Source organism: Streptomyces sp. NPDC046985, from assembly GCF_040644415.1.
GTDB lineage: Bacteria > Actinomycetota > Actinomycetes > Streptomycetales > Streptomycetaceae > Streptomyces.
This window is the reverse complement of record NZ_JBEYWK010000013.1, coordinates 33,556-47,206: the sequence shown is the minus strand read 5'-3', so window position 1 is coordinate 47,206 and position 13,651 is coordinate 33,556. Positions and strand designations below refer to the sequence as shown.

The window sequence follows — 13,651 nt, the reverse complement described above, 5'->3', positions numbered from 1 at the left end:
GCGTCCCGTGACGGATCAGCGTCCCGGCGCGGCGACCGGCGTCACCGGTACGCCGCCCGCCGCGCGGCCCAGCAGCGTCAGCCGTACCTGTCCCGGGCCCGACAGCGTGGTCAGCTCCGACAGGACGGCCAAGGCGAGGGTGTTGGCGCCCCGGGTGCGCAGGATGCCGTTCGGCAGCACGAACGTGTGCTGCGGCCCCACGTCGTTGACGTACTGGCCCAGGTTCCAGCCGTTGAGGAAGATCTGCGCGCGGTAGGCGCGGGACGGGTCGTCGTCCAGGGTCAGCCCGATCGAGGCGTCCACGCCGTCCGGCACGGCCAGCCGGAACTCCGTCCGGTACCAGGTCACCCCCTGCCGCCGCACGGAGCGCGGGAAGGCGACGGGCCGCCAGTCGCGGTCTGGGAAGCCGGGCAGGTGCCAGCCCTCCCGCTCCCCGTGCAGGCCGCCGTTGTTCAGCGGTCCGCGCACCGGGTCCGGCGCCGCCTCGCCCTGCACGCGCCAGCGCACTGTCGGCGTGCTCCCGCCGAAGGCGACGGAGGTCAGCCCGCGCGCCGCCTTGTGGGTGTCGGCGCCCCCGCCGTCCTGGTCGTGCGCCATCCGCCGGACCAGGACCGACAGCACATGGGGACCGTCCGTGCGCAGCCGCTCGCGCACCGGGAGGACCGCGTCGGCGGTCCACGTGCCCCGGCGCGGGGCGGCCCGGTCCGGCACGGGCATCCGGTGCACGCCCAGCGGCTCCCCGTCCAGCCACGCCATCAACAGCCCCTGCGTGCCGGTGCTGTAGCCGAGGGAGACGGACTCGACGCCGGCCGCGCCGGTGAAGGCGCCCCGGTACCAGACGTCGCCGTAGTGGAAGCCGTAGTCGTCGGCGAACAGCACCGGCTGCCCCTTGGGCACCGCGGTGGTGCTGTGCGAGGCGGCGCGGTCGGCGGTCCGCCACCCGGAGTCGTCGAAGCCGGGGTCGGCCTCCGGGTTCCCGGAGCGCGCCCGCCAGCCGCCGAGCACCGGCAGCTCCACCGCCGGCGCCCCGGGCAGCGGCGCCGTGGCGCGCAGACTGCCCGAGCCGGTCGCGACGACGGGCGCCGCCCGGCCGTTCCACGTCACGGCGCCGATCCCGCGCGGCGCCCACACCTCCAGTCCGGCCGGATCCACGGTGTCCCCGGTCAGATGGACGGCGCCGCCGCGCACGTCGGCGGAGCGCAGCAACCGGGGGCCGTGCACCAGCACCGGGCCCGAGGGCGTCTCGCGCGGCCACAGGCGCAGCGAGGTCGCCTCGTCGGCGAACAGCAGCAGCAGCGGCCGGTCGGCGCCGCCGCCCTCGACCCGGACCCCGATCAGCCCGCCCGCGCCCAGCGGCACGGTCACCCGCAGCAGCCCCTGGTCCCAGACGTAGGCGGCCTGCCGGCTCAGCCGGGTCACCTGCGGCTCCACGGCGCACTCCAGGACCACCCGGGCCTGCTCGCCCAGCCGCCCGCAGAACACGGCGACGTCCTGGCGCCCGCCGCTCTGGAACAGCATCGGCTGGGCGGTGGCGGAGCGCAGCGTGCGCGGTCCGAGCGCCAGGCGGGAGACCAGCAGCCGGGCGTCCCGCGCGGGCACGGTCACCGGCAGGTCCTCTCCGCCGGCGCGCAGCGTGGACGACACCTCCCGGTCGCCGTCGTTGCGCAGGACGTAGACGTGCGCGCCGGTGTCCGGGTTGGCCAGGCTGTAGGCGGTCAGTCCGGGCGCCGTCACGTCCGCGCCCCGGTCCAGCTTGGCGAAGTCCGGGAAGCTCTGGAGCATGTGGCCCGTCTGGTGCATGGGCGCCAGCTTGCCGGTGGCCTGGCGCGCCTCGTCGAAGGCGGCTCCGTAGTCGTAGGAGGTGTAGACGGCAGGGGCGGGCAGCCAGCCCCAGGAGGTGCCGCCGAAGGTCATGTAGACGTTGTGCAGGGTGATGCCGTCGGCGAGGTTGGTCAGGTGGAACCGCCGCTCGTAGGCCGCGTCCCGGGTGCGCCGCACCTCGGCGTACCCCTCGCCGCCCCACGGGTCGTACCAGCCGCCGCCGAACTCCGGCAGGAAACCGGGCGTGCGCGGGCTCGCCGTGGCCCCTCCGGTCTTCCCGCCGGGGCCGAACCGCCCCCAGTCGGGCGGGGTCCGCGCCGGGGACGGGTAGCCGTCGAAGCCGTACAGCCAACGCCCCCGCTCGCCGCCGGTGTCGAAGGTCCCCGGCGCCCAGTGGCCGTGGCGGCCCTTGTCGTTGTGGAAGAGGGGGACGTCGATGCCGTCGGCGCGCGCCTTGCGGTACAGATGGCTCATGTAGGCGCGGCCGGTGGGCTCGTCGACGTGGGCGTCGTACTCGTTCTCGATCTGGTAGAGCAGCACCGTGCCGCCGCCCCGGGTGAACTGGCGGCGCGAGACGACGGCGTCCACGCGGGTCAGCCACGCGTCGACGTGCTTCAGGTACGCCGGGTCGGCGGTGCGGGCGCGGCCCTCCGCGGCGGTCAGCCAGCCGGGGAAACCGCCGCCGTCCACCTCGGCGTTGATGTACGGGCCGGGCCGCACGATGACGTACAGCCCGGTCTCGGCGGCCGTGCGCAGGAACAGGTCCAGGTCGCGCACGCCGGTGAAGTCGTACTGTCCGGGGGCGGGGGAGTGGTAGTTCCAGGCCACGTAGAGGCTCACCGCGTTGTAGCCGTGCGCGCGCATCTTCTCCAGCACGTCCCGCCACAGCGACGGGCTGGGCAGCCGGAACGGGTGCAGCTCGCCGGACCACAGCACCAGCCGCCTGCCGTCGACGAGCAGCGAGTAGCGGTCGAACCCGACGGTGTGCCGCCGCCCGTCGGCGCGCGGCGGAGGCGGCGGCGGGCCCGTGGGCGCCTCGCGTGCGGCATAGGCCGACGGCGCCCCCGGTCCGTTGCTGCCGCCCAGGGCCAGGCCGAGGGCGGCGGTGCCGGCGAGGGCCCCGAGTGAACGTCTGCTGAGCGCCAAAACGTGCCTCCCGGGCGGATCTTACGGGGCGCGGGCCCCGCCATTGTCCATGGCTCGGGCGCCCCTGCCGGACCCGAGGGACCTGGGGGCAGACGCCCCGACGACAGGTCCGAGGGGGCGTAGGGCGTGGTACGGGCGGTTGTGGGGCCGCTCGTCCGGCGGAGGCGGGGTGAAGGGGAGGCGGAGGCGGTCGTCGCGGACGGGCCGCGCGCGCTCAGCCCATGCCCGCCGCGCTCGGCCAGCTCTGCGGGCTGGGCCAGCCCGTCGCCGGCGCCAGGCCCGGCGCCGGGGCGGTCATGCCGCGCACCTGTGCGGCGGTCAGACCGCCGCGGGCCGGAACGCCCGGCGGCGTCGGCACGGGGGACGGCGGCGGCCCGGGAACGGGCGTGGGGAAGGGGACGGGCGCCGGGACGGGGAACGGGGTGGGCGAGGGCATGGGTGCGGGGAACGGCGTCTGCGGGGTCGGCGAGGGCACGGGTGTGTGGAACGGCGTCTGAGCGGGCAGCGCGACCCCGGGTGCGGGGAACGGCGTCTGCGCGGGCAGCGCGGGCTCGGGCGTGAGGAACGGCGTCTGTACGGACGCCGCGGGCATCGCGGGCTCGGGCATGGGGAACGGTGTCTGGGCGGGCATGCCGAACGGTGCGGGCTCGGGTCTGGGGAACGGTGTCTGCGCGGGCATGGGGAACGGCGCGGGCTCGGGTCTGGGGAACGGTGTCTGCGCGGGCATGCCGAACGGTGCGGGCATCGGGGGTCCGGGGGACGGAAGCGGTGCGGGCGCTGGGGCGGGGGCCGGTGTCGGCAGGGCGGTCGCCGGTACGGGGACGGGCGCCGGCGCCGGTGTCAGGGGGGCCGGAAGCGGCGCCGCCGCGGCGGCCGCCGGAGGCTGGACCGCCGTCATGGGCATCGGCGCCGCCGCCGGTGCGGGGACCGCCGCCGCGGGCGCCGTCGCCGTCAGCGGCTGCTGGAACGGGATCGCCGCCGCAGGCGTCGCGGCGCCCGCTCGTGCCGCGGGCGCGACGGAGGCGGCGGCGGGAAGCGGCATTCCAGCACCTCCCGCACCTCCCGCGGCCACGGGACCTCTCGCGCCTCTCGCGGCCACAGCGCCTCCCGCCGCCCCGGCGACCGCCGCGACCGCCGCGCCACCGGCGGCGTGGGCGGCGAACCGCGCGCCGGCCCCGTTCGTCTCGCTGACCAGCCGGTCGACCGCCGCCGTGCCCGAGCTGTAGCCGGTCCCGGCGGCCCGCGAGGGGGCGTCGGCGCCCCCGTCGGCGCCGTAGAGCACCTGTTCCAGCGCGGACACCAGGCGGCGCACGTCGGCCTCGGGACGCACCACGAGGCGCAGGAAGCGGCTGGAGGCGCCGATCGTGTCGCCGCACTGGCGCACCCGGATCCGGTGCTCGGCGAGCAGCCGGTCGCGGACCACGGGCCCCGTCGCGCCCACGGGCAGCCGGACGAAGAGGAAGTTGCCCTGGGACGGGTAGACCGTCAGGCCGGGCAGCGCGGAGAGCCGGCCGGCCATCTCCGCGCGGTCGCGGCGCACGCGGACGAGGCTCTGCGCGTAGTGCTCGCCGTGCTCCCTGAGCAGGAACACCATGTGCTCGGCGAGGGCGCCGAGGTTCCACTTGGGGAGCATGGAGCGGACGCGGCCCGCGAGCGCGGGGTTGGCCACCAGGTAGCCGAAGCGGACGCCGTGCAGCCCGAAGTTGTCGCCGAGGCCGCGCAGGACGACCACGTTGGGGCGCAGCACGGCCTCCTCGGCCACGCTCGCCTCGGCCCCGGCGTCGGCGAACTCCAGGAACGACTCGTCCACCACCACCAGGTCCAGGTCGGCCATGGCGTCCAGGAACCCGGCCAGCGCCTGCCGGGTCAGGAAGCCGCCGTCGGGGTCGCTGGGGTTGCAGACGACCGCGGCCCTGGTGCCGCGTCTGCGGATGAACTCGGCGTACCCGGCCAGGTCCAGGGCGAAGTCCCCGGCCTCCTGGAGCGGGAACATGTCGACGCGCTTGCCGGTCCGGGCGGGCTGCTCGGTCCAGCGCCCGAACGCGGGCACCGGCACGGCCAGCGAGTCGCGGACCAGGAGGTGGTCGATCCAGGTGACGAGTTCGCCGGCGCCGTTGCCCAGGGCCACGCACTGCGGCGGCAGCCCCAGCAGCTCGCACAGCTCCGAGGCGACCGTCTCGGCGCCGCTCGGGCAGGACGTGACGATCTCGCGCAGCCGGCCCGCCATCTCCTGGAACATCGCCGGAGTGGGGAAGTACGGGTTGCACGACACGCTGAAGTCGCCGCCGTCGGCGCCCTCGACCGGGGCGACCTCCCCGTGGCCGCCCTCCGGCCCCTCCGGGGAGGCGCCGTGCGCGGAGGCGCCCCGGAAGAGCGAGGTCACGTTGCCGGCCAAGGGAACCTCCGTAGCTGAGCGGCCCGCGCGGGGGGAGCGCGGGCCGTCTCTCCATACGGACGTGTGCGGGGCGGCGTTCAACCGCGCCGGTTCAGGAACCGGAGCGGCGCTTGTTCCACACGTCGAAGCCGACCGCCGCCAGCAGGGCCAGTCCCTTGATGACCTGCTGCCAGTCGGTGCCGACGCTGAGCAGGTTCATGCCGTTGTTGAGCACGCCGAGGACCAGGCCGCCGATGATCGCGCCGAGCACGGTGCCGACGCCGCCGCTCATGGACGCGCCGCCGATGAACGACGAGGCGATGGCCTCCAGTTCGTAGTTGACGCCCGCCTTCGGCGAGGCCGCGTTGAGCCGGGCGGCGACCACCAGACCGGCCAGGGCGGCGAGCACGCCCATGTTCAGGAACACCTGGAAGGTGACCCGCTTGTCCTTGACGCCGGACAGCTTCGCGGCCGGGAGGTTGCCGCCGATCGCGTAGATGTGGCGGCCGAAGACGGCGTTGCGCATCACGTAGCCGTAGCCGGCGACCAGCGCGCCGAGCAGGATCAGCACGATCGGCGCGCCCTTGTAGGACGCCAGCAGCAGGGTGACGACGAGGACCGCGGCGATGAGCGCCACGAGCTTCAGCGCGAACAGCCGCGCGGGCAGCACCTCCAGGGCGAACTCCTGCTGGCGGCGCCGGTCGCGCATCTCCTGCCACACCACCGACGCGATCAGCACCAGGCCGAGCAGCAGGGTGAGGTTGTGGTAGTTCGTGGAGGGGCCGACCTCGGGCAGGAAGCCGTTGCCCGCCTTTTGCAGGCCGTCCGGGAAGGGGCCCAGGGTCTGGCCCTTGAGCAGGATCTCGGTCAGCCCGCGGAACAGCAGCATCCCGGCCAGGGTGACGATGAACGACGGTATCCCGAGATAGGCGATCATGAACCCCTGCACGGAGCCCGCCACGGCGCCGACCAGCAGGCACAGCAGCACCGCGAGCGGCCACGCCACGCGGTGGTCGACCGTGAGGACGGCCGCGGTCGCGCCGACGAACGCGGTCAGCGAGCCCACCGACAGGTCGATGTGGCCCGCGATGATCACCAGCATCATGCCGATCGCGAGGATCAGGATGTAGCTGTTCTGGAGCACCAGGTTCGAGACGTTGCGGGGCAGCAGCAGGTCGCCGCCGGTCCAGATCTCGAACAGCACGACGATCAGGCCGAGCGCGATCAGCATGCCGTACTGGCGCATGTTGCGGCGCAGCCCGTCCAGCATCAGGCGCAGCAGCCCGTCCCCGCCGGCGCCGTCACCGCCCGCCGGCGCCGGGGCCGGGGTCCTGGCGGTCACATCCGTGCTCATCGCGTTACCTCTTTGTCCTTGGTCATATGACGCATCAGCACTTCCTGGGTGGCCTCGGCGCGCGCCACCTCACCGGTGAGCCGCCCGGCGGCCATCGTGTAGATGCGGTCGCACATGCCGAGCAGCTCCGGCAGCTCGGAGGAGATGAAGACGACCGCCTTGCCCTGCGCGGCCAGCCGGTCGATGACCGTGTAGATCTCGTACTTGGCGCCCACGTCGATGCCGCGGGTGGGCTCGTCCAGGATCAGCACGTCCGGCTCGGCGAAGATCCACTTGCTGAGCACGACCTTCTGCTGGTTGCCGCCCGACAGCTTGCCCACCGGCTCGAACACGGTCGGCGCCTTGATGTTCATGGACTTCCGGAAGCCCTCGGCGACCTGCCGCTCCTCGTGCTCGTCGACCAAGCCCCGCCGGGCGACCCGGCCCAGCGCGGTCAGCGAGATGTTGCGGTGGATCGTGTCCATCAGGTTCAGGCCGTAGTGCTTGCGGTCCTCGGTGACGTAGGCGATGCCGTGCCCGACCGCCTCCGCGACGGTCTTGGTGCGGATCTCGGCGCCGTCCTTGAGGACCGTGCCCGACGCGTACCGGCCGTAGCTGCGGCCGAAGACGCTCATGGCGAGTTCGGTGCGGCCCGCGCCCATCAGGCCCGCGATGCCGACGATCTCCCCGCGCCGCACCTGGACCGAGACGTCGTCGACCACCTTGCGCTGCTGGTCGATGGGGTGGAACACGGTCCAGTCGCGGATCTCCAGCGCCGGGGCCGCGCCCTCCTCGGCCTGGTGCGGGGTGCGCTCGGGGAAGCGGTGGTCGAGGTCCCGGCCCACCATCCCGGAGATGATCCGCTCCTCGGTGGTCTCGGCCGCCTTCACGTCGAGCGTCTCGATGGTGCGGCCGTCGCGCAGGATGGTCACCGAGTCGGCGACCCTGCGGATCTCGTTCAGCTTGTGCGAGATGACGATCGAGGTGATGCCCTGCTTCTTCAACTCCAGGATGAGATCGAGGAGTTTGCCGCTGTCCTCGTCGTTGAGCGCGGCCGTCGGCTCGTCCAGGATGAGCAGCTTCACCGACTTCGACAGCGCCTTGGCGATCTCCACGAGCTGCTGCTTGCCGACGCCGATGTCGGACACCCGGGTCTCCGGATGCTCGTTCAGCCCCACCCGGCGCAGCAGTTCGGAGGCGTGCCGGAGGGTGTCCCTCCAGTCGATGAACCCGCGCTTGGCGTGCTCGTTGCCGAGGAAGATGTTCTCCGCCAGCGACAGGAACGGCACCAGGGCCAGCTCCTGGTGGATGATGACGATGCCGCGCTGCTCGCTGGCCCGGATGTCCCGGAAGCCGCAGACCTCTCCCTCGAAGAGGATCTCGCCTTCGTAACTGCCGTGCGGATGGACGCCGGAGAGCACCTTCATCAGGGTGGACTTGCCGGCGCCGTTCTCCCCGCAGATGGCGTGGACCTCGCCCTGGCGGACGGTCAGGGTGACGTCCGACAGCGCTTTGACACCGGGAAAGGTCTTGACGATCGAGCGCATTTCCAGGACGGGTCCCGCCATGGTCGTGCCTTCCAGTCGGTGGGTTCGGTGGGCGCCGCGTTACTTCTTCAGCTCGGCGTCGGTGTAGTAGCCGCCCTTGACCAGGACGTCCTCGTAGTTCGACTTGTCGACGCTGACCGGCTGGAGCAGGAAGGCGGGCACGACCTTGGTCCCGTTGTCGTAGGTCTTGGTGTCGTTGACCTGCGGCTTCTTGCCCTTGAGGGCGTCGTCCACCATGGTCGAGGCGACGTCGGCGAGCTTGCGGGTGTCCTTGTAGACGGTCTGCGTCTGCTCGCCCGCGATGATCGACTTCACCGAGGCCAGCTCGGCGTCCTGTCCGGTGACGACCGGCAGCGGCTGGCTCTTGGACCCGTAGCCGTCCGACTTCAGCGCCGACAGGATGCCGATGGAGATGCCGTCGTAGGGGGAGAGGACCGCGTCGACCCGGCCGGACTTGTAGGACGAGGTGAGGATGTCGTCCATGCGCCGCTGCGCGGTGGCGCCGTCCCAGCGCAGGGTGGTGACCTGGTTGAGCTGGGTCTGGCCGGACTTGACCACGAGCTTCTTGCTGTCGATGTACGGCTTGAGCACGTTCATCGCGCCGTTGAAGAAGTACTTGGTGTTGTTGTCGTCGTTGGAGCCCGCGAACAGCTCGATGTTGAAGGGGCCCTTGCCGTTCTTCAGGCCCAGCTTGTCGGCCATGTAACCGGCTTGCAGCTCGCCGACCTTGGTGTTGTCGAAGGAGGCGTAGTAGTCGACGTTCTTGGTCCCGAGGATCAGCCGGTCGTAGGCGATGACCGGGATGTTCGCGTCCTTGGCCTCCTGGAGCACGTTGTTGAGGGACTTGTTGTCGATGGCCGCGATGATCAGGCCCTTGACGCCCTGCGTGATCAGGTTCTCGATCTGGGAGACCTGGGTGTCCGGGTCGTCCTCGCCGTAGACCAGCTTGGTCTTGTAGCCCTTGGCGGTGAGGTTCTTCACCACGTTGTTGCCGTCGGCGATCCAGCGCTCGGAGGACTTGGTCGGCATGGCGATGCCGATGGTGGCGCCCTTGACGTCGCCCGACTTCGCCTTGCCGCCGCCGTCGCTGTTCTGGCCGCAGGCGGAGAGGGCGAGGGCGAGCGAGGCGGCGGTGGCCGCCGCGGCGAGTGCGGCTCTGCGGTTGCGCATGGTCATCATCCTTGAGGTGTGTGCGAGGTGCGGGAGTCACGGGACGTGCGGGGGTGCGGCGCCGGGCGAGCGGTGCGGTGGTGCGGACGTGCGCCGTACGGGAGGTGCGGTGTGCGCGGTGCGGACGTGCGGTCGTGCGCGGTGCCGTGGTGGTGCGCGGTGCAGGACGTGCGGTCGTGCGGTGGTGCGCGGTGCGGGCGGAGGCGCTTGGTGCGTGCGCGGCACGGATATGTGGGATTGTGCGCGACTGTGTCGTCTTCTGTGAAGCCGGATTTCCGGAACGTTATGACGGTGTGTCAAAGCGAGTGAGGACGCCCGGCGTCCGGGAGCCCAGCGGGGCCATGTCGCCGCCCGCGCCGTGCCGGTCGAGCAGGTCCAGGACGAGGCGGCCCCGGCGCACCCGTTCCCGGGCGGTGGACAGGGCCGCCTCGCGCAGATGGCGCCCGTACGGGTAGATCCCGGGGGCCTTGGAGAGCCCGAACTTCAGGTACAGCGGGGCGCCGCGCCGGATCAACTCGGCCGCCTCGTACATCCGGACGCACCCGCCGAGGTCGTCCGGCGCCTCGATGTACAGGTCCATGGGCGCCGCCGAAACCCGCCGTATCTCGGTGAGATGGTCCAGCGTCAGGTCGCTGGGCACGTTGACGGAGTCGGCGCCCAGGCGCTCGTAGACGGCGTAGGAGGCCGGGTTCACCGGGCCGATCAGGGCCGACACCTTCAGGGTGGTGTCGGCGGGCAGCAGGCCGGCCGCGCGCGCCCGGTGCAGCGTCCACAGCACGCCCTCGTCGGCCACCAGCAGGCACTGCACCCCCGACTCGGTAGCGCGCACGGCGTCTTCGACGCATCCGGCGACGGCGTCGTGGCCGCGGGCGCGCAGTCCGGCGCCCCCGGAGTCGGAGCGCACCGAGCCGCCGGTGTCCCAGGTGCCGCGCGGCCCCGTGAACAGGCACAGCTCGACGTCCCGTTCGCGGGTCGCCGCGACCATCTCGGCGATCTCGGCGTCGGTGAGCATCCACACGCCGCTGCCCTGGCTGATCCGGTGCACCGGGACGTCCAGCCGGGCGGACTCCTCCAGGACCGCGGCCAGCGCCTCGGGGCCCTCGCAGGAGGGGATCTCGGTACGCCAGCGGCCCCCGCCGGGAAAGGCGTGCGGCGAGGCGTCGCGGGGGTCGGGCGCGGGGGCGCCCAGACCGAGCGCGGCGAGCGTCCGCTCCCCGGGTCTGCGGGCGGTAGGGGCTGCCGTGGCGGAACCGTCGCTCATCAGCTTTCCTTCGGTGTCGGCCGGCCGCGGTCGGTCTGCCGGACGCGGTGCGCGGATCGGGAGGCGGGGGGACTCGGGGAACTCAAGTGCTGTAAAGATGACTTGGGGTGTCAGTGGCGATCCGGGGTCAGTGGCGGTCCGGGGCCGGTGCGGCGCGGGCGGAGGGGCGGCCGGCCCGCCGGTCAGGGATGGAGCAGGACCTTGCCGACCCGGGGGTCGCCGGATCCGACCAGCTCGACAGCGCGGGCGAACTCGGTGAGCGGCAGACGGTGGGTGACCAGCGGCAGCGGGTCCAGCAGTCCGGCGGCGAACATCCGCACGGCGTGCGCCCAGGCGCGCGGCGGGGCGCCGAAGACGGTGTGCACCTCCAGTCGCCGCAGGACCAGATCGGCCGGATCGAGCCCCTGGGCGTCCGGCCCCGGCAGACCGGTCAGCACCAGCCGCCCGCCCCGGGCGAGCAGCGCGGCGGCGTCGCGGGCCGCGTCCGCGGACCCGGCCGCCTCGATGACGGCGTCGAAGCCGCCGGGCGGCTCCTGGTCCCGGGTGCGGAACGCGGTGGCCCCGAACCGCCGTGCCAGCGCCTCGCGTTCGTCGTCGACGCCGACGACCAGCAGTTCGGCCGGGGAGACCGCCCGCAGGAACTGCACGGCGAGCATCCCGAGCGTCCCCGTGCCGACCACGGCGACCCGCTCGCCCGGCCGGACGGCCGCCTTCAGCGCCGCCGCGGCGACGCAGGCGGCGGGCTCCAGCAGGGCCGCCGCGGTGAGGTCGGCGTCCTCGGGCAGCACGTGCAGCAGCCGGGCCGGCAGGGTGAGGGTGGGCGCCATCGCGCCGGGCTGGGTGAAGCCGGTCTCCTTGTACCCGGCCCCGCACAGCGTGGTCTCGCCCGCGTGGCAGTAGGCGCACACCTGACAGTTGCGGAAACCCTCCCCGACGACCTTGCGGCCCACCAGGTCCCCGGGCGCCCCGGCGCCGACCGCCCGCACCACGCCGGACCACTCGTGGCCCGGGATGAGCGGGTAACGGACGTACGGCGCGGGCCGGTTGCCCCGGTACACCTCGCGGTCGCTGCCGCAGAGGCCGACCGCGTGCACGGCGACCAGCGCCTCGCCCGGACCTGGCTCGCGGGGGACGTGCGGGGCGAGCCGGTGCGCGCCCGGCGCCTCGACGACGACCGCCGACTCCGCCGCGGCGCTCACCGGGCGTCCCGCGGCCTGCGCTGCTCCCAGCCCTCGGCCCACAGGTCGAACCGGGCCTGCTGCTGCGGGAATTCGGCCGCCGCGTCCACGTCCAGCTCCACGCCGAGGCCGGGGGCGTCGGACAGGTGGAAGCAGCCGTCCTGCGGGTCGACCTCCGGCGCCCCCTTGACCACCTTCTTGATCTCCGCGTCGGCGAAGTCGTTGAAGTGTTCGAGGATCTTGAAGTTCGGTGTGGTGAAACCGACTTGGAGGGAGGCGGCGGTGAGCACGGAGCCGCCGACGTTGTGCGGGGCCACCAGCAGGTAGTGCGTCTCGGCGGTCGCGGCCAGCTTGCGGGTCTCCCAGATGCCGCCGATGTGGCCGACGTCCGGCTGGAGGACGTCGGCGGCCTGGCTCTCCAGCAGCTCGCGGAACTCGGCCCGGTCGTGGATGCGTTCCCCGGTGGCCACCGGGACGTCCACCTTGGCGGCCACCTTCTTCAGCGCCTTCAGGTTCTCCGGCGGCACCGGCTCCTCCAGCCAGGCGGGCTTGAAGGGGGCCATCTCGTGGGCGAGCCGGACGGCGGTGGCGGGGGAGAAACGGCCGTGCATCTCCAGCATCAGCTCCGTGGCGGGCCCGACGGCGTCCCGCACGGCCTCGATCAGGGACACCGCGTAGAGGGTCTGCTCGTGGTCGAGTTCGAGGCGCCCGGCGCCGAACGGGTCGATCTTCAGCGCCCGGTACCCGCGCTCCACGACCTGCCGCGCCGCCCGGTGGTACGCCTCCGGGGTCCGCTCGGTGGTGTACCAGCCGTTCGCGTACGCCTTCACCCGGTCGGTGACCTTGCCGCCCAGCAACTGCCACACCGGAACGCCGAGCGCCTTGCCCTTGATGTCCCAGCAGGCCGTCTCCACGACCGCGATCCCGGACATCACGATCTCGCCCGCGCGGCCGTAGTCGCCGTACTTCATCCGGCGGACCAGGTCCTCGATCGCGAACGGGTCCGAGCCTGCCACGTGGTTGGCCTCGGCCTCCCGCAAGTAGCCGATCAGCGCGTCGGTGTGACCCAGCATCCGGGTCTCGCCGACGCCCGTGATCCCCTCGTCGGTGTGCACCTGGACGTAGGTCAGGTTGCGCCACGGCGTCCCGACCACGTGGGTGCTGATTCCGGTGATGCGCACGGCAGTTGCCTCTCCGCTGTTCCGGCCGTCCGGGACGGCCGGCTCCTCTGTCCCGCTGCTGTACGGCCCTGCTGTGTGTGCCGTGTTCGATATTTCGACACACGTTCGAAATGCTGGCGCGACAGTAGGGACGAGGCGCGGGGAGTGTCAATGGGTCCGACAGGTAACGGTTTCGGCGGCCCTCCCGAACGTCCTTTCTCTCTTCGCACAGAATCTTCACAAAGGCGTCTAGGAACGCGTCGCGCACGGAACTTACTCTTCCGGCGTCATGAACTACTGCCTCCCGTGCCGACGGCACCTCAACGGCGCCCTCGTCTGCCCGGGGTGCGGCACTCCGGTCAAAGCCGTCCCCACGCCTCTCGGAACACCCGAACGGCCTTACGCAAGCCAGGAGTTCGTCCAGGCGACGGACGGCGCCGAGGGCCCGAGGGTCCCTGGAGTCCGGGGCGTTCCGGGAGCCCCGAGCGTTCCTGGAGTCCCGGGCGGTCCAGAAGTCCCGAGCGTTCCTGGAGTCCGGGGCGGTCGCGAAGTTCCGAGCGGTCCTGGCGTTCAGGGCGGTCCCGGCACCCTCGGCGGAGACGGCGCCGGTGACGAGGACAGTGCCGGTCGCGACGACAGCGGCGGTCGCGGCGACAGCAGC

Annotated in this window: 8 protein-coding genes; all 8 read right to left on the bottom strand. The window is 72.9% G+C overall.

Annotation, left to right across the window (positions count from 1 at the left end):
- Positions 1-15 precede the first annotated feature (15 nt).
- The 8 genes from ABZ861_RS18240 to ABZ861_RS18205 all read right to left on the bottom strand — a co-directional run bounded on the left by ABZ861_RS18240 (position 16) and on the right by ABZ861_RS18205 (position 13,011).
- Positions 16-2,967: a beta-galactosidase gene (locus ABZ861_RS18240; protein WP_361631175.1), complete on the bottom strand. Its 2,952-nt coding sequence runs from the start codon at positions 2,965-2,967 to the stop codon at positions 16-18.
- A 214-nt stretch (positions 2,968-3,181) separates the two neighbouring features.
- A complete protein-coding gene (locus tag ABZ861_RS18235; protein WP_361631172.1) occupies positions 3,182-5,362 on the bottom strand; it encodes an aminotransferase class I/II-fold pyridoxal phosphate-dependent enzyme in 2,181 nt (726 codons plus the stop codon).
- Positions 5,363-5,453: 91 nt separating this feature from the next.
- Positions 5,454-6,695, bottom strand: coding sequence for a multiple monosaccharide ABC transporter permease (gene mmsB, locus ABZ861_RS18230; protein WP_361631169.1), 1,242 nt, complete (start codon positions 6,693-6,695; stop codon positions 5,454-5,456).
- A complete protein-coding gene (mmsA, locus tag ABZ861_RS18225; protein ID WP_361631166.1) occupies positions 6,692-8,242 on the bottom strand; it encodes a multiple monosaccharide ABC transporter ATP-binding protein in 1,551 nt (516 codons plus the stop codon). Before mmsA ends, mmsB begins: the two co-directional genes overlap by 4 nt.
- A gap of 39 nt (positions 8,243-8,281) precedes the next feature.
- Positions 8,282-9,391: a multiple monosaccharide ABC transporter substrate-binding protein gene (chvE, locus tag ABZ861_RS18220; protein WP_361631163.1), complete on the bottom strand. Its 1,110-nt coding sequence runs from the start codon at positions 9,389-9,391 to the stop codon at positions 8,282-8,284.
- 283 nt (positions 9,392-9,674) lie between these two features.
- Complete coding sequence (locus ABZ861_RS18215) at positions 9,675-10,652, bottom strand: hypothetical protein (protein ID WP_361631160.1); 978 nt, start codon at positions 10,650-10,652, stop codon at positions 9,675-9,677.
- A gap of 182 nt (positions 10,653-10,834) precedes the next feature.
- Positions 10,835-11,851 carry an alcohol dehydrogenase catalytic domain-containing protein gene (locus tag ABZ861_RS18210; protein WP_361631157.1) on the bottom strand — a complete coding sequence of 339 codons (1,017 nt, stop codon included), beginning with the start codon at positions 11,849-11,851 and terminating at the stop codon, positions 10,835-10,837.
- Positions 11,848-13,011, bottom strand: a complete 1,164-nt coding sequence (locus ABZ861_RS18205) for a mandelate racemase/muconate lactonizing enzyme family protein (RefSeq protein ID WP_361631154.1) — start codon at positions 13,009-13,011, stop codon at positions 11,848-11,850. Before ABZ861_RS18205 ends, ABZ861_RS18210 begins: the two co-directional genes overlap by 4 nt.
- Positions 13,012-13,651 lie beyond the last annotated feature (640 nt).